The sequence below is a fragment of the Mariniphaga sediminis genome (genome assembly GCF_003573545.1).
GTDB classification, from domain to species: Bacteria; Bacteroidota; Bacteroidia; order Bacteroidales; family Prolixibacteraceae; genus Mariniphaga; species Mariniphaga sediminis.
On record NZ_QWET01000025.1, the window covers coordinates 29399 to 47413 of the forward strand.

15 protein-coding genes are annotated in these 18015 nt (G+C 41.5%); 2 read left to right on the top strand and 13 right to left on the bottom strand.

Features of this window, described 5'->3' with window-relative positions:
* The first annotated feature begins 48 nt into the window (after positions 1-48).
* Together D1164_RS21270 and D1164_RS21280 are read left to right on the top strand one after the other, a co-directional pair.
* Entirely contained in the window at positions 49-1020 is a 972-nt protein-coding gene (locus tag D1164_RS21270; protein WP_119351926.1) for a c-type cytochrome, read from the top strand.
* Between the two features lie 291 nt (positions 1021-1311).
* Complete coding sequence (locus D1164_RS21280) at positions 1312-2070, top strand: 3-keto-disaccharide hydrolase (RefSeq protein ID WP_119351928.1); 759 nt, start codon at positions 1312-1314, stop codon at positions 2068-2070.
* Positions 2071-2164: 94 nt separating this feature from the next.
* On the opposite strand, the gene msrA is transcribed toward D1164_RS21280, so the two are convergent.
* The 13 genes from msrA to D1164_RS21345 all read right to left on the bottom strand — a co-directional run bounded on the left by msrA (position 2165) and on the right by D1164_RS21345 (position 18009).
* Complete coding sequence (msrA, locus tag D1164_RS21285; protein WP_119351929.1) at positions 2165-2758, bottom strand: peptide-methionine (S)-S-oxide reductase MsrA; 594 nt, start codon at positions 2756-2758, stop codon at positions 2165-2167.
* Positions 2755-3048, bottom strand: coding sequence for a DUF6787 family protein (locus D1164_RS21290; protein WP_119351930.1), 294 nt, complete (start codon positions 3046-3048; stop codon positions 2755-2757). Before D1164_RS21290 ends, msrA begins: the two co-directional genes overlap by 4 nt.
* 76 nt (positions 3049-3124) lie before the next feature.
* The gene (locus D1164_RS21295; RefSeq protein WP_119351931.1) at positions 3125-4282 is read right to left on the bottom strand and encodes a sensor histidine kinase; all 1158 of its coding nucleotides are present in this window, start codon (positions 4280-4282) and stop codon (positions 3125-3127) included.
* 112 nt (positions 4283-4394) lie between these two features.
* Entirely contained in the window at positions 4395-5834 is a 1440-nt protein-coding gene (locus tag D1164_RS21300) for an NAD(P)(+) transhydrogenase (Re/Si-specific) subunit beta (protein ID WP_241558309.1), read from the bottom strand.
* A gap of 6 nt (positions 5835-5840) precedes the next feature.
* Complete coding sequence (locus D1164_RS21305; RefSeq protein WP_119351932.1) at positions 5841-6155, bottom strand: NAD(P) transhydrogenase subunit alpha; 315 nt, start codon at positions 6153-6155, stop codon at positions 5841-5843.
* Positions 6156-6164: 9 nt separating this feature from the next.
* Positions 6165-7295: a Re/Si-specific NAD(P)(+) transhydrogenase subunit alpha gene (locus D1164_RS21310; protein WP_119351933.1), complete on the bottom strand. Its 1131-nt coding sequence runs from the start codon at positions 7293-7295 to the stop codon at positions 6165-6167.
* A gap of 128 nt (positions 7296-7423) precedes the next feature.
* Entirely contained in the window at positions 7424-9676 is a 2253-nt protein-coding gene (locus D1164_RS21315; RefSeq protein WP_119351934.1) for a response regulator, read from the bottom strand.
* A 159-nt stretch (positions 9677-9835) separates the two neighbouring features.
* Positions 9836-10279 carry a response regulator gene (locus D1164_RS21320; protein WP_119351935.1) on the bottom strand — a complete coding sequence of 148 codons (444 nt, stop codon included), beginning with the start codon at positions 10277-10279 and terminating at the stop codon, positions 9836-9838.
* Positions 10280-10311: 32 nt separating this feature from the next.
* Positions 10312-12594, bottom strand: a complete 2283-nt coding sequence (locus D1164_RS21325; RefSeq protein ID WP_119351936.1) for a transporter substrate-binding domain-containing protein — start codon at positions 12592-12594, stop codon at positions 10312-10314.
* A 14-nt stretch (positions 12595-12608) separates the two neighbouring features.
* Entirely contained in the window at positions 12609-14057 is a 1449-nt protein-coding gene (locus D1164_RS21330) for a PAS domain S-box protein (RefSeq protein WP_119351937.1), read from the bottom strand.
* Positions 14058-14062: 5 nt separating this feature from the next.
* The gene (locus tag D1164_RS21335) at positions 14063-14809 is read right to left on the bottom strand and encodes a PAS domain-containing protein (protein WP_119351938.1); all 747 of its coding nucleotides are present in this window, start codon (positions 14807-14809) and stop codon (positions 14063-14065) included.
* Positions 14810-14942: 133 nt separating this feature from the next.
* On the bottom strand, positions 14943-15701 hold the full coding sequence (locus D1164_RS21340; RefSeq protein WP_119351939.1) for a type ISP restriction/modification enzyme: 759 nt from the start codon (positions 15699-15701) through the stop codon (positions 14943-14945).
* A gap of 172 nt (positions 15702-15873) precedes the next feature.
* The gene (locus D1164_RS21345) at positions 15874-18009 is read right to left on the bottom strand and encodes a Tex family protein (RefSeq protein ID WP_119351940.1); all 2136 of its coding nucleotides are present in this window, start codon (positions 18007-18009) and stop codon (positions 15874-15876) included.
* Positions 18010-18015 lie beyond the last annotated feature (6 nt).

Below are 18015 nucleotides of genomic sequence, written 5' to 3' on the forward strand. Positions count from 1 at the left end.
TTTAAGTCTTTATTTTGTAATTTGAACAAAAAATTAAATATACCTTATATGAAACGTTTACTTTGGATTGTTCCGCTTGTTTTAATTGTAGCGGTTTTGTTATTTGTTGCTTACCTTAAACTTGCACTGCCTGATGTTGGACCGGCCCCTGATCTGAATGTGGAAATTACCCCGGAAAGAGTGGAACGGGGAAGGTATCTTGCCAATCATGTGATGGCTTGCGCCGATTGCCATTCCATGCGCGATTTTTCAAAATATTCAGGCCCGGTAAAAGGTCAGCCATTTGTGGGAGGAGGAGAGGAGTTTACAGAAGAGTTTGGCTTGCCCGGTAATTTCTACCCCGATAATTTAACCCCCTTTCATCTTGGTGATTGGACCGATGGTGAAATTTTCAGGGCAATTACCTCAGGGGTTTCCAAAGACGGGAAAGCCCTTTTCCCAGCTATGCCTTATCCGCTTTATAACCAGGCCGACAAAGAAGATATTTATGCAGTAATTGCCTATCTCCGTACACTTCCGGCAACGGAAAATACAGTTAAGCCCTCCGAAGCAAAGTTTCCGGTTAGTTTACTGATAAATACGATGCCGATGGAATATTCTAATCCGAAAAAACCCGATATTCAAAATGTTACGGAATACGGAAGATATATGGCCACCATTGCAGGCTGTGTTGATTGCCATACGCCCATGGAAAAGGGAGAATTATTGCTGGAAGAGGCTTTTACCGGCGGAAGGGAATTCCCGATGCCGGGTGGACTGGTTAAAACGTCGAATATTACACCCGATAATGAAACAGGGATTGGAATGTGGACGGAGGAAATGTTTGTGACACGTTTTAAAGCATATGGCGATTCATCTTATGTGCCTCATGATGTTGATATAAGCAAAGATTTTAATACGCTTATGCCCTGGATGCTTTATGCCGATATGAAAGAAACCGATTTAAAAGCGATTTATGCTTTTTTGCGTACACTTGAACCAGTAAAAAAGCAGGTTGTGAAATTCTCCCCCAAAGAATAAATGAAAAACAGTCACTTTCCGGCAGAGAATTTCAAATGTCCGGCTCGTGTCTGAAAAATTTTTGTTTTTTTTGCTTTGCGATTACTTTTTAATGGAAACAAGAGTACTGCCACAAAGAAATCAGTACCCGAATTTTTTATAATAAAAGTATTTGTTTGAAAGGGATTAAAATGATTTTTTGTTTCATTCTGTTTGCGTAGAAATTTAATGCTGAGTAAAGGGATGATGCAAAAACCTAAAAACATCTTGTCAACGAAAATTTAAATCGATTGTAACCAAAAAAATAAAAGTATGATACGAACAGGAATAATTTTGATGCTGGCGATTATTACAGCTTTTGGAGCGATTGCCCAAACTGACGGCCCCATGCCGATGAAACCCGAAATGACAGAAATCTGGGATCCGGAGGTGCCGGTGGTAACTCCCGGTGCCACACCGCTTGATGCGCCTTCAGATGCCATTGTACTTTTTGATGGTATTGACCTTGAAAATGAATGGACGAATGCAGATGGCGGTAAACCAGAATGGAAGGTGGAAGATGGTTGTGCCACTGTAGTTAAAGGTTCGGGAGTTATTAAAACCAAACGGGTTTTTGACGATTTTCAGTTGCATATTGAGTGGCGGGCACCTGCTGAAGTAGTGGGTAAAAGCCAGGGACGAGGCAACAGCGGTGTGTTTTTGCAGGAACGTTACGAAGTGCAGGTACTCGATAATTACAACAACCGTACGTACCGCAACGGACAGGCAGGCAGTGTTTACAAACAACATGCCCCGTTGGTAAATGCCTGTAAAGAGCCAGGTACGTGGCAAACGTATGATATTATTTATACAGCGCCACGTTTTAATGATGACGGAACCTATTTTACTCCTCCCGTGGTGACTGTTTTGCATAACGGAGTATTGGTCCAAAACAATGTAACGCTTCGCGGACCGACGGAATATATCGGAATTCCTGAATACAGCGTAGAGGAACACGGACCGGGAAGTATTATTCTTCAGGATCATGGAAATCCTGTTAGCTACCGTAATATCTGGATCAGGGAATTATAAAAAATATTAGTGGCTGAGGTATAAAAAAGACGGGGCCATTTTTTAGCCCCGTCTTTTTTTATGCGTCAGAATATTTTTTAATTCTGTGTCATAACTATTTCAATTGTTCTTTGAATATCTTTCTGAATTTTTCCAGTTTGGGAGCCACCACAAACTGGCAGTACGGCTGATCTTTATTTCGTTCAAAGTAATTGTGGTGGTAATCTTCTGCAAGGTAGAAAGTATCGAAAGGTGTAATTTCAGTTACAATTGGGTTGTCATATACTTTTTCTTCTTCAAAACGTTTTATGATTTTCTCAGCTGTTTGCTTTTGTTCTTCGTTGTGAAAAAAAATGGCTGAACGATATTGCGTGCCAACATCATTCCCCTGCCTGTTCAGTGTTGTAGGGTCGTGTGTCAAGAAAAAAACTTCCAGAATTTCAGCAAAGCTGACCTCCTTCGGGTTGAAAGTAATCTGCACTACCTCGGCATGGCCTGTACGTCCGGTGCAAACTTCCCGGTACGAAGGGTTTTTAATATGCCCGCCACTGTATCCGGGCACTGCTTTAACCACGCCTTTTAGTTCTTTATATACTGCTTCGGTACACCAGAAGCAACCACCCCCCAACGTGGCTTTTTCCAAACCGTTTCCTTCAGCTGAAATAGAATTCATGGTAAGTGTCAATAATATTAAAGTTAAAAAACTCATTTTCTGAATTTAAAACGCGAAAAAACTTTCTTTTCAAATTCCCAGGCAAACTTGTGCTGGCCCAACAATGTTCCAATAACTAAAAATAAAACCTGGTAAGCCGGGAAAATAATAAGTACATAAAGTGGAATTTTTACCCAGAGACTGGTGTCACCCGTTATTCCAATCCATGAAAATACGGCCTTGCGAACAAAGAGTGAGGCGCTTCCTGCAAATGAAAAAGCCAGTAAAATCAGCGTTAACTGAAGGTTACTCTGGATATTCCATTTTTTTTTGAGTTGTTTAAGCATAAATAGCGTAAAATGTTTTCTTCTACAACAATTTTGCTCAAAGCTTGTTTCTTTCGTTATCGTTTTTTTGAAGGTTCTAAGGATTTCCTTCTGCGTTTTTATCCGGATTTTTTGGAACTTCAATAAAAAACGTAGTTCCTTTTTCAACCGAACTTTCAAACCACACTTTACCGCGCAGGTACTTTTCCCCAAACAATTTCATACTATATGTTCCTATTCCTCTTCCCATCCCTTTGGTGGAAAAGGAGCGATTAAAAAGTTGCAACTGAATTTTCCGGTCGATGTAGGAATCGTTATGTACGGAGAATCTTACCGAATGGTTAATGCAGGAGCAGGAAAAAGAAATGGTTGAACCCGGCATGGATGCTTCCAGCGCATTTTTTAGCATGTTGCCGGTAATGCGTCGAAGAATGACCGGATCGGAAAAAAAGCTGACGTTTTCAGCATTCTCCTTGAGAGAAATACACTTATTGGAAGCAATTTCGTATTTAGAATACATCTCAGTAATGTCGTTGAGCAGTTTAAGGCTTTTTATTTCTTTAAATTCAGGAATTAAATCTCCCCGTTCTGCTGCGCTCAAATTTTGTTGCATCTGAATTTCATCGATCATATGTTCCGTGGCCTGCTTAATGCTACTGACAATTTCGGTTATCTCGTCCGGATCTTTTATCTCAAGTAGGATGGAAGACAATCCTGCAACACTACCTGCTGTATTTAGCACATCGTGAAAGAATATCCGCTCGAGTGTTTGTCTTCGTTTCTCATGACTAATGTCGTGGATGGCAAATGCAGTGTATTCAGAGCCGTTTTCCATATAGGGAGTCGCTGTTACCCGAAGGTCAAGGGCATCTCCTGAACGAGTTGTTATCCGGCACTCTTTTACTGAACTCTTCCCTGTTTGAGATTCCAGAATGGCCTGCACGGCTCCACATGTCCGGCAAAATTCACTCGTGCCACAACCTCCTTCTTCCTCATTGGAATGAATACATTTGAGTGCTTCTCCGGGGCGTTTCCCTGCTACATCATCAATGTTTTCCAGACGAATAAAATTAAGGAATAATTGATTGGCGAAAATAATTTGCCGTTGCCTGTTTAGGATTACCAGCATTACAGAAACAGCGTCTGCAATTTTATTTAAAGCCGGATTATTGGCAAACATTCGGATATCTTCTTCTATTTGAAGAGAGTTGGCTCTTTCTGCGGGTGCAAAGTATGTTGGTTTTTTCCTATTCATCTTATCCCTTCTACTGAAATTTTCCGAAAGATAACTTTTAAATCGTCAATCGTAATTGATGTAAAACAAAAAAGCCCCACAAATGTGAGGCTTTTCTGCTTCTGTGGTAAGGTTAAATACTTTTTATCTCGGTCACCAGTTTTTGAATCGAACCTTTGGCATCGCCAAACAGCATACGCGTTTTGTCGTTGAAAAACAAGGCGTTCTCGATACCGGCATAGCCTTTGCCCATCCCGCGTTTCATAATAATGATATTCTTTGCCAGGTGAGCATCAATAATTGGCATACCGTAAATAGGGCTTCCCGGATCGTCATAAGCTGCCGGGTTTACCACATCGTTGGCACCAATCACAATGGCTACATCCACGTTGGGCATATCGGGATTAATGTCGTCCATTTCCACCAGTTTTTCATACGGAACATCAGCTTCTGCCAGCAACACGTTCATGTGTCCCGGCATACGGCCTGCTACCGGATGAATAGCATATTTTACATCTACTCCTTTGCCCTCGAGCAACTCGTCAAGTTCCTGTGCAATATGTTGTGCCTGTGCAACAGCCAACCCGTAACCCGGAATAATGACTATACGTTGCGAATAACTCATCAATACGGCTGCATCACTCAACGTAATTTCTTTTATGGTTCCCTGCTCGCCAGAAGCAGCAGAGGCACCACCGCCAAAAGCACCAATAATTACATTAATAAGTGAACGGTTCATGGCTTTACACATCAGAACAGTAAGAATCATTCCGGCAGCACCTACCAGGATACCGCCTAATATCATCGCCTGATTGTTATAAATAAAACCAGCCATAGCCGCCGCAATCCCGGTGAACGAGTTTAGCAGTGAAATAACCACCGGCATGTCGGCTCCTCCAATGGGCATTACAAACATTACCCCGTAAACAATAGAAAGCGCCAAGAGGGTGTAAATGGCCCAAATCATTTCGGCTGGTGGATTGGGAGAGACAATAATGTAAATTCCCAAACCAAGTGTAAGTGCCATCAGAAACAGGTTAAGGTAGGTCATGAACGGTTTCATGATGTCACCGACTTTTCCGTCGAGTTTTCCGAAAGCAATCATACTTCCGCTGAATGCTACCGCCCCAATGATGAGTCCCAATACGGTTACCAGGATTGAACCAACGTCGCCGGCAACAGCATTAGGGTATTCCAGCAGGGCTACCAATGCAGAGGCAGCACCTCCGGTTGCATTGTAAAATGAAACCAGTTGGGGCATGGCTGTCATTTTTACTTTCCGGGCAATAATCCATCCAATAGCGGCTCCTACACCGATGGCTGCCAAAATAATCCAAATGTTTGTAAGCGATATTTGATTTCCTTCCCCGTCTTTATGAAGTAATAAGGTGGTAAGCATAGCCAGTGCCATCCCCCCAAAAGCCCAAAGGTTTCCCTTTCGTGCTGTTTCCGGGTGGGAGAGCATTTTAAGCCCTGTTACAAATAGAAGGGCAGCTACCAGGTAGCTTAATTCCAACAGGGTATCACCTATGGTAAATTCCGTTCCGTTTATTATTCCCAATACTTTATTCATGATTTCCTACTTTTTTTTCTTTTTAAACATTTCAAGCATCCTGTCGGTAACGGCAAACCCGCCTACCACGTTGAGAGTTCCAAATATAAGTGCCAGTAAACCCAGCACCAACTCTAACGAAAATGATGAGAGATCGGCATGACCGACCAGGATGATACCCCCTACGATAATTACACCGCTAATGGCGTTTGCACCCGACATAAGGGGAGTATGTAAAACCGCAGGTACTTTGGAAATCACTTCAATACCCAGAAAAATGGATAATGCAATTATAAAAATGGCTTCTTTATATTCAAAGAAATACTGTAATACTTGTTCCATATCCGGTTTTTATTTGTTTTCAATAGTTGATTTAACGCGTTCATTGTAAAGTTCACCCTGGTGTGTGATACACGTCCCTTTTACAATGTCGTCTTCGAAATTAAGGTTTAGTGCGCCCTCTTCTCCAATTATGAGTTTCAGGAAGTTTAATACATTTTTGCCGAACATACGGCTGGCATCTATAGGCATCAATGAGGTATAGTTTGATTGTCCGATGATGGTTTTTCCCTGAAAATGAACAGTCTCGTCATTTTTAGTGAGTTCGCAGTTTCCACCAGTTGATGCAGCCAGATCTACAATGACCGAGCCGGGCTTCATTTTTTCCACTGTTTCTTTCGGTACCAAAAGAGGTGCTTTTCTCCCCGGAATCTGAGCTGTACAAATGATTACATCAGATTTTATCGCCTGGGCATTAATGGCTTCCTGCTGTTTGTTTTTGTATTCTTCTGTTTGCTCTACTGCATATCCTCCGGCATCTTTGTCCTCGGTGGCGCCTTCCACTTCCACAAACTTGCCGCCTAAGCTTTTTACTTCCTCTTTTACAGCGGAACGAACATCAAAAACAAATACCTGCGCCCCAAGTTTCCGCGCTGTAGCTACTGCCTGCAATCCTGCTACACCAGCTCCGAGAATAAGAACATTGGCAGGGCGGATTGTTCCTGCAGCAGTCATAAACATAGGGAAAAATGTAGGCAACTTTAATGCAGCTTCCAGCGTGGCTTTGTAGCCGGAAACAGTAGCCATAGAGGACAAAATATCCATTGCCTGTGCACGGGTGGTGCGGGGAATGGAATCAAGGCTGAACGTTGTCAGTCCTTTTTCCTGAAAGGTTTTCACAAGGTCTGTTTCCCAAAGCGGGTTGAATGCGCTGATCCATACCTGTGAACCTTTCAGCTTGTCCACCTCATTAGTAAGAGGTAGCTGGATTTGTAACACCACCTCCGATTTCTCAAAAATTTCGTTTCGCGTAACAATTTTTGCACCAGCCTCTTCATAGGCTGCATCTGTTACAAAGGCTTTCTCACCAGCTTCTTGTTCTACTAAAACCTCTACTTTCAGATCAGTCAGGTTCTGTACTATGTCCGGCAACAAAGCTACACGAGTTTCTGTTCCGTGCTCTTTTAATAACCCAAGAATCATATATAATTTGATTTAGATAAAATTTGATTGCAAATCTAATACTTTTTCTTTACCGTTAACGTTAACGGAATATATTTTTTAACATGTTCTTGCAGTCTTCCTGAAATAATGGAATAAATGGGGAGTTTTCATTTGAAAGGGATAGTGAAAAAGAATTGTGAACCTTTTTCCGGCTCTGATTCAAGCCAGATTTTTCCATTCAGCATATCTGCATAAGCTTTGGCAATGGATAATCCCAGTCCGGCTCCTTCGTAGGGTTTTGAAAAACTCATATCGGCCTGCACAAAACGGTCGAAAACAACTTTCTGACGGGCTTCTTCAATTCCTATCCCGGTATCTTTTACAAAAAATTCAATCATATTGTCTTTTATACAATACCCGAATTCAATATTTCCCTGGTTGGTGTATTTGATGGCATTTTTTATAAGATTTGCTAAAATACCATTTAGTTTATCTTTGTCAGATTTAATAAATGCTCTATCAAAAGAAAGTTCTTTTTGGAACGATAGATTTAATCCTTTTTTTTCGGCCTCAGGTTTAAAAAAGTTGTAATAATAATCGATCTGCTCATTGATATTAAAATGGGAATACTGTACCTCTACCGTCCCTGATTCAACTTTTGATATTTCAATTAGATCGTTGATAGTATCGAGCATTCGTTCTCCGCTTTTTTGGATAATTTTAATATACTTTTTCTTTTCCTTACCCTTTAGCTGCGGTTCTTTCAATAATTCGGTAAAACCCATAATCCCGTTCATGGGGGTACGTATTTCGTGGCTCATGTTAGCCAGGAAAGCCGACTTCAGACGATCACTTTCTTCCGCTTTTTCTTTGGCGGCAACGAGGTCTGCCATTATTTTTTTCTTTTGAGTGACATCTTCTTTTACAGCCACAAAATGGGTAATTTTTCCCTGTTGATCCATAATGGGTGAAATGAGGTCTTCTTCCCAATAAAGTTCCCCGTTTTTCTTTTTATTTTTTAATTCTCCCCGCCAGTTTTTACCGGACAGAATGGTTGTCCACATTTTTTTGTAAAATTTTTCCGACTGATGTCCGGACTTTAGCACCCGCGGATTTTTATCTTTTATTTCAGCAAAGGAGTAGCCTGTTATTTTTGTAAATACAGGGTTGACATATTCTATATTTCCTTTAGCATCCGTTATGACGATAGCTACCGGGCTTTGTTCTACCGAACGACTCAGTAACCTCAACTTATCTTCAATTCTGATGCGTTCCGTAATATCCCTGGCAACGCAAAGAATAGCCATTTCTCCGCGGTAGTTTATCGGGCTGGAACTTATTTCTACCGGTATTTCTTTTCCGCTTTTAGAAGTATGCCAGGTATGGAAAAACTGAAATTCATTAACTTCCATCGACTGTGTTAAACTTGAAATTTCCCCATTTGTAAGGTAATGGTCGATGCCCGGAAGTCCGATTTCAAGTAATTCTTCCCTGCTGTACCCCAGCACTTCTACAGCTCTCCTGTTTACATCAAGCAGCTTGCCGTTGGGGGTAATAATCCAAACCGTTTCGTTCATACCGTTGATTAGATCGCGGTATTCTTTTTCCCGTTGAATCAGTTTCTGTTCATTCAGTTTCTGTTCCGTTACATCGCGAGCAATTCCTTCAATGGCCACCAGATTTTCAGATTCATCTGATATATTTATATTGCGTTGTTCCGTCCAGGTGGTTTTTCCGTCTTTTTTGATCCATCTGAGAACAACCGGCTTTGTTGTGTCTGCTGTTCCTGTAGCCAACCTGCTGAGATGGTGGCGATCGTTCGGATGTATAATCTTAAAGGTTAAGTTGGGATCATCATAGAACTCTTTTGGGGAAAAGCCGGTGATATCAAGGACTGCCTGGTTCATGTAACTATACCTTCTTTTCGGAACCAATTCCACCCTGAAAACGATATCCTGTGCATTTTCGGCCAACCTCCGAAAACGTTCCTCGCTTTCCCTTAGCCGTTTTTCTGCCTCGAGTGTTTTTTCTTTTATTTTTCTTTGTTCCAGAGAATTTGAGACAGCCTGTCCCAGTCTTTTTAACGACTCTTTTAAGATATAATCAACGGCTCCTGCTTTCAGACATTCTACAGCTGTTTCTTCGTTTATGGAGCCGGTTAAAATAATAAATGGAATTTCGGGCGAGTGTTCCAGGGTAATTCTTAATGCTGTAAGCCCGCTAAAACCTGGCATGGTGTAATCAGAAATAATTATATCTGGACGGAATTCATCCAGTGCTTTTCTAAAACCTTGCTCTGTATCCGTCACCTGATCAATAAATGGAATGCCCTGTTTTCTGAGCTCACGTTTGGCCATTTCAGCATCAGCAGGAACATCTTCTGCAAAAAGTATTCTGATGGGTTGGTCTTTACTATCCATTTAAATGATTATTGTCTTGAGCTAATGCAAAGATACAAAAAATGAGAATTCACCGAGCATTCAGGTATCTGATTAATAATGCCTTTTATGTATAATAAATAATTTCTATGTAAAGAGAAAGAATCAATAGAGCATATGTTTTATTGATTCTTTTTGCCGTTAATCCGGTTGCTGATTCAGTAGTAACCAGTAGAGGCCCAAATCACGCACGGCATCCACAAATTTATCAAAATCTACCGGCTTTACAATGTAACTGTTCACCCCGAGTTGGTAGCTTTTCAGCATATCTTTTTCCTCCCGCGAAGAGGTTAAAACAACTACCGGGATTATTTTCGTTTCCGGGTTGCTTTTTATCTCCTTTAGAACGTCCAATCCATCTATCTTTGGAAGTTTTAAATCCAGCAAAATGATTTTGGGTTTCCGGGATTTCTGCCTGGACGCAAATTTTCCTTTGGCAAAAATAAAGTCGAGCGCTTCTTCACCATCCACTGCAACCATCACCTGATTGGACAGGTTGTTTTTTTTGAGCGCCCTGAGTGCCATTTCTGCATCATTCGGATTATCTTCCACTAACAGAATTTCTATTTCGCCAAAATTTTCCATAATGAAGTGTATTGTTTGTTTTAACTATTATTTTATTCTTTTGGTAAGGAAAAATAGAAGGTGGCGCCTCTATTTGGTTCTCCTTTGGCCCATACCTTTCCTCCATGGCGTTTAATAATACGTTGAACAACTGCCAGGCCTACACCGGTTCCTGCAAATTCCTGATCGGGATGCAGGCGTTGAAAAACGCCAAACAGTTTGTCTTTGTACTTTTCATCGAACCCCGCTCCCCAGTCCTTAATGTAAAATGTAATTTCTTTCTTTTTTTCTCGGGTGCCGATTTCAATTTTTTTTGTTTCTGATTTCGAACTGTATTTTACGGCATTTTCAATCAGGTTTTGCCATACCTGCTTCATGAGGTTCAGATCACATTCTACCGCGGGCATTTTATGAATAATAAACTCAAATGTTTCCTGCTCCTTTTGCGTTACAATGTCATGATATACAGACCGGACAGTTTCGGTTATATCAATCTTTCCAAGACTCAGATTCGTACGCGATACCCGGGAGAGATTGAGCAAATCCGAAATTAACATATCCATTTTTGTAGCATTGTCCCGAATGGTATTTATAAAGCGTTTCCCTTCGTCGTCGAGTTGATCTGCATAATCTTCCATAAGAAAGTTTGAAAAACCGTTTATGGCGCGCAACGGCGCCCGCAAGTCGTGAGAAACGGAGTAAGTGAAAGCCTCCAGTTCCTGGTTTGCCAATTGGAGTTTACGTCGTCCATCTTTCAATTCGGCTGTAATACTGTTCAGGTCTTCCACCATGTAAAGCATCGCTTTTTGACTTTTGTCGAGCTTTTGTACTTTTTCTTCCAGTTCGTTCGTTCGCTGTGTCACCTGCTTCTCCAATTCATCTTTTAATCCAATCAGCTCAGCCTCTGCTTTTTTTCTGTGAGAGATATCCCAAAAAGTAACTACCGAGCCTGTAATTTTTCCATTTTTGCGGAAGGGGTAGGAAAAATATTCTACAGGAAAACTTGTACCATCAGCACGCCACAGCACTTCATCGTCGCTGTGCGTGCCTCTGTTTTCCTTAAAAGCCTGATAAATTTTACACGCTTTCTCCTCATATTTTGAACCGTCATTTTTTGTATGATGAATGAGCCGGTGCATATTTTTACCGATTACCTGCTGCATATCGGTGTAACCCAGGGCCTCAAGTCCCGATTGATTCATGAAAATGCAACAACCGTTCAGGTCAATCCCGTAAATTCCCTCGGCCGTTGAATCGAGAAGCAGGCGAATTTGTTCTTTACTGCTTTTTAATAAATCCTGCTGTTCCTTTAATATCTCCAGTGTTTTTTTACGTTCTGCTATTTCATTATTTAAGCGTTTGGTGCGCCTGCTTACTTCCCGCCGTAGAAAGACAATCCAAAAAACGATTAGAATTAGTATGAGGGGAATCAAAATAAAAAGACCGGCTTTTAGTAAATTCTGAGAGAGTTGTTTTTCTGTACTCTCCGGGCCAAACCATTTATTTCTGATTTCTTCAAAAGTGTCGTTTGTTATAACAATGGAAAGCCCTTCATTTAAGCGATTCAGTAACGGGGCATTTCCTTCCCTTACCGCAAAACAAAAGTCCTGTCTGAAAGAAGGAATCTGAACAGGCAGCGGTACAACTGATTTAATATTCAGCTTTTTCAGTAATTCAATACCTGTAATCCTTTGGGTTATAACAGCATCGTGTCTTCCCGCCGCCAGTTGAATAAAGGCTTCTTCAAATGTATTGGTAGTGTATATTTTATCTGAGATATTTTCACGTCGCACAAACTCCTCTGCATTGTCCCCTTTCATTACAACTATTTCTTTTTCTTCCAGATCTGAAAGGGACTGAATATCTGAGGTTTCCGTTCGTACAAAAATAGCTCCGTGAAGTGAAAGATAGGGCATGGTAAAGTCGAACCATTCTTCACGTTCGGGAGTACGTCCTACCAAAGGCAGGGCATCTATTTTACCATCGTTTAAATCTTGTTTTATTTGGTTCCAGATGTCAACTTTAATTTTTACTTCCATACCAACAGCGCGTGCGGCAGCCTTAAATAATTCGACAGAGAACCCGTCGGCATTACCATTTTCGTCTATAATACAATATGGAGGGTAATTGGGTTCGGAACCAATGGTAATGGTGTCGGAAAATAATTCCTTTGGCTCGGTTAAGCTATTTTTTTGGGAAGAACAAGGCCATACACACCCTGTAAAACAAGCAAACAAAGATATAGCTGTTTTTATTGATATAGTTGAAACATATCTTTTCTTGTTGTTAACCCGGGAACGAATTCCTTTAAAAAAAATGTGCCTGAAACTGTTCATTTCAAAAGTTTATATTATTCCACCCCGGAACTTCTTTCCTGTTTCAGAAACTTAATTTCCTGTCGCAGTTCTTCCATGCGTAATTCTCGCTCAATGGTTGCTTCACGGAATTGTTCCAACTCCGTTATCCTTTCATTCAATTCTTTCGTTTTTGCTTTCACCTGTTTTTCCAGATCGTTTTTCAACTCCCTCAGTTCCGTATCTATTTTTTTACGTTCAGTGATATCATTCAAAAAACCGATAAAACGTGTGTCGGTAATTTTTACCGCATCTACTGTCCAGTATCGGATTCTTCCTTTTTTTGTAATGAACGGGAGTTCTCCGGTAGAGTTACCGGTAGTTAGCACACGTTGGAAATGTTCGCGTGCCTCTTTGTGTGATGTTTCCGGAATCAAATCAGGAATACTTTTATGTATCAGTTCCCGCTTGGTGTAACCGGTGATAAGGGTTGTTTTGGGGTTGACTTCAACAAAATTTCCCTTTTCATCAGCCACTAGGATTCCAAACGGCGAATTTTCAAAGTAACGTCTGAACTTTTCTTCTTCATTCTGAAGTAACAGGTTGCTTTGCTCCAGTTTGTTTGATTCTTTTTTTACCCGCTTTCTCAAAAGTAAAATAATGCCCCCAGCCAAAACTACCGCTGCGATAGCAAGAAAAATATACCACCTGTATGATTGTTCTGCAGTTTTTACTATCGTCATTTCATTATGTTTGTTAAGTGTCTGATAATAGAATGACTGAGGTGTTACTTTCCATTTGATAAGATGCCGGTCAATGGTTTCCAGAAGGTCTGAATTTTTACCATTTTCAACGGCAAAGTGTAAAATTGTAGGATCAAAAATTAAGGAGGTTCTTTTTAAAAGGAACTTTTCAAAATGCATCTCGCCAAAAAAGTGGTTAACAATGGCCACATCTGCCACGCCGATTTTGGCAAGAGAAAAGGCATCCCCAAAAGAACCGGTCTCCACTTCCCGAAAGGAATACCCAAATCCATCCATTAATCGTTTAAACCGGATTTGCTGAACAGATCCTTTGAGTGTAGCCACTCGTTTACCCTGGAGTTCGGAAAAATGTTCAATGTTTTGTCCGGGAGCAGCATACACCTGTGACCAGCTTTCGAGAACCGGGATTTTGTTGAAGTCGAATCGCTCACTTCGCTGCCGGGAGAATGCCACATCCGGGAGTAGATCAATCTTGCTGTTGTTCAGGGAATCAAGGCAGTCGTTCCACTGGCAGGGTACATAGTTTAGATTCCACCCCTCCAACCGGGCTATTTCGTTCAACAGGTCTACGAAAATGCCCTGAGGTTCCCTTTTTTCGTCCAGATAAAGTTTGGGCGGATTTTGATAGATCCCGACATGAATCGTACTATCGGGTGAACCATATCCGAAAAACGGCCCGGCAACCAGTCCTGCCAGAGCGAAAAAAAACAACGCCGTTTTTCTGCATTTCAAATATTCCATAGTTTTCACGGTTCGGGTTTACTATTTTCCTTTTTCAGCGCTTTTATTTCCTTTTTTAGTTCTTTTATCCTGAATTCACGTTCGATGGTTGCTTCATGAAACCTTTCCAGATCTGCAATATATTCCTGCAGTTCTTTTGTTTTTTCCTGTACTTGTTTTTCCAGGTTGTTTTTTAGCTTTTGTAGTTCTAATTCAGCCATTTTTCGGTGGGTTATGTCCTGAAATGATCCCCGCATTTTTACAACTTTTCCGTTTTTTACAGTCGGTTTTCCAATGGTTCGTACCCATTTATACTTTCCTTTGGCAGTAACGAGTTCCAGTTCAAGATCATAAGGTGTTTGCTTTTCAATGGCCATTTTTACTGCTTCTTCTATTTTTATTTTTGAATCGGCCGTGTAAAAACTCATCCCCAGTTCAACGTTGGTCTCCTTTTTGGGATCCATGTCGTGTATTCTGGCAGTTTCTTCTGTCCATGTCCCCTTTCCAGTCTCGGGGTCGAATTCCCACCCACCTATTTGCGCCACACTACCCATTTCGCGTAATAGTTCTTCATTGTATGCCAGTTCTTTGATACGCGTTTCCAACTGATGTGTTTTTTGCTCCATCTTCTGGTGGTAAAGCTCCAACTCCTCCAGCAGGTTATTCAGTTCTCCTTCCGGCAAGTTCTGTTTGCAGTAGGAAAACAGGTCTTCAATCTTTTTTTTCAGGAAGTTCCTGCTATTTCTTTCGCTTGGTAAAGTGTCCGGTTTCATAGTTCACTGCTTTTAATTTATCCGGTATAATCTTTATATCAAAGATTTCTAAAATGAACAATCACAAATAAAAAACTATTTAAAGACAGTAAAGTTTACTTATATGCTGAATAATATGTTCTTATCAGGTCTTTTAGTCCGAATTTATTTCTTTTATCAGACGACGTATTTCAGCTATGGCAATAGTTATTTTTTGAAAGTGGCGAATGTCTTCCTTACTAAGAACCGAGCCATGCCGGTCTTTTAACCATTTTTTTGCAGGCCGAAAACTGCCAATAAAAAAATCCCAGATTTGTGGCGGTATATTATCAAAATACTGACGATCGTTAATCCATATCCTTCCTGTTGTTTTTGCAGAATTGTCAGGTTCCCAGCCGGGGCTTGTGATGGTCATTTTACGGGTAACCATGTTGTCCCCCTCTTTAGGAAAGTTTGTTGTAGATTGATTTATTTCAGGCAATTTGAGCAGGTGTATTTGGCGCAATTGCCTGCCATATTCAACCCATTGCCAAAAGGTTTCGGCTTTCGGAAACGGGATTTGCGGAATGCCGGAGTGGGGGAGTTTCCCGAAATTTGCGTTGTAGGAAGATGAATGCAAAACAGCGTAAATGTAACTCAGCAGATCGGAGGACGAGAAAGTTTGCCTGAACTCCGGACGAACTTCCGGATTGTTTGCCATGCAGACATTACCGAAAGTGATTGAGCCGGAAATATAAAGAAGGCCCAGCTTTCGGGAAATTTCATTGAATCGATTTTCGTCTAACCGAAATATGTTGCAGGCTGTTTTAAAGTCAAGCTGTATTAATCCATCTGCGGAGAGTAAATGGTATTCCCTGAAAATATTAGATTTCAGACAGGTATCTGGTTGATCTCCATTAAGAGATTTTGACATGATATTGATTTTGAAAATTAACGCATTACTAATTTAAGGAAAAATCAGGAAGTATACATCAGAAAAAGAAACAGATAACTGGTATATCACTCTCAATTCAGGGGTGCAGTAATACAATACATCCCCTTAACGGGGATGTATTAAAGTCATCATGCAAACTCACACAGGGAATTTAAACCTGTTCCACCCCTTTCAGCGACAACTGGATTCTTTTCCGGGGAATGTCCACTTCTTTGACCCGGACTTTAAGGTGCTGGTGTAGTTTTACAATTTCATTGGGATCAGAAATATAGCGATCGGCCAATTCAGAAATATGAATGAGTCCCGACTGTTTTACGCCAATGTCAACAAAAGCGCCAAATTTGGTAATGTTGTTTACGATTCCCGGAATGACCATTCCTTCCACCAGATCTTCCATTGAAAAAATGCCATCGGCAAATTCAAAAACCTTGATAGCCTTTCTCGGGTCGCGTCCAGGTTTGAGTAGCTCTGTTTTTATATCGTTGAGCGTGGGTAACCCTACGTCTCCTTTTGCATATTTTGAGAGATTGATTTTGTGTGCCAGCGCTTCGTCCTGAATCAGTTCGTTGACTCCACAGCCCAAATCACGGGCCATTTGCTCCACAATGTGATAAGATTCGGGATGTACAGCTGAATTATCCAGTGGGTTTATACCACCGGGAATCCGAAGGAAGCCGGCAGCCTGTTCATAGGCTTTGGGTCCCATACGCGATACTTTTTTGAGCTCTTCGCGCGATTGAAACAGGCCATTCTCCCTGCGGTAATCCACAATGTTTTGTGCCAGTTGTGGCCCCAGTCCCGAGATGTAATTGAGCAGATGCTTGCTGGCTGTGTTAAGGTTTACACCCACTGCGTTTACACTCAATTCTACCACCGAGTCTAGGCTGTTTTTTAGTTTTTTCTGATCCACATCGTGCTGGTATTGCCCTACGCCAATACTTTTCGGGTCAATCTTTACCAACTCGGCCAGCGGGTCCATGAGCCGTCGCCCAATAGAAACAGCGCCGCGCACCGTTACATCATATTGTGGAAATTCCTGACGGGCAACCGGTGATGCAGAATAGACCGAAGCGCCGTCTTCATTCACCACAAAAACTCTAATCTCATGGCTGTATCGCAGCTTTTTTACAAATGCTTCGGTTTCCCGGCTGGCTGTTCCGTTTCCGATGGCGATCGCTTCAATCCGGTACATTTCTACCATGGATGTCAGTTTCTTTGCCGCCATCTTTTTTTCTTCCTGTGGCTTGTGCGGGTAAATGTTTTCATTGTGAAGCAGGTTCCCCTGTTCGTCCAGACAAACCACCTTGCATCCCGTCCGGTAGCCGGGGTCGATAGCCAGTATCCGTTTTTGTCCCAGGGGCGGAGCCAGGAGGAGTTGTCGCAGGTTTTCGGCAAAAACACCAATAGCTTCATCATCCGCTTTTTCTTTGGAGAGGGATGCAAATTCGGTTTCTATGGAAGGTTCCATCAGCCTTTTGTAGCTGTCTTTTACCGCCATCTCTACCTGCAGCGAGCAGGCATTGTTGCCACTTATGAAAAAACGGGTAAGGTGTCCCAATGGGGTTGTTTCATCGGGTTTTACGGAAACCCGCAAAAATCCTTCTTTTTCTCCACGCCGCATGGCCAGCAGTCGGTGTGAAGGGCATTTTTTTAACGGCTCATTCCAATCGAAATAGTCGCGGTATTTAGCGGCTTCTTCCTCCTTGCCTTTTATTATTTTTGAAGAGATAAAAGCACCCCGTGTAAATTCACGACGCACAATATTTCGGGCCTTTTCGTTTTCGCTTATCCATTCAGCAATGATATCACGGGCTCCGGAAAGAGCCTCTTCTACTGATTCTATTTCCTCGTTCAAAAAAGATTCAGCTTCCAGTTCCGGATCGTTCCCCAGTTGCTTTATAATATTTTCTGCCAGCGGTTCTAGTCCCCGCTCACGCGCTATGGTGGCTTTGGTGCGGCGTTTGGGTTTATATGGCAGGTAAATATCTTCGAGCTCTACCGGATCGTAACAATTTTCGATACGGTTTTTTAATTCCGGGGTCAATTGTTCCTGTTCATCAATGGTTTTTAAAACCGTTTCCTTCCTTTTTTCGAGTTCTGTAAATTTTTCTCCCAGTTCCTTGATTTGCAGCACCTGCACCTCGTCGAGACTGCCCGTGCGTTCTTTTCGGTAGCGGGAAATAAAGGGTACTGTAGCTCCTTCATTTATCAGTTCCAGTGTATTCGTTACCTGATTATTTCTTATGCCAAGGTTCCGGGCAATAATATCGGTTATTTTTTCATTCATAAGAAC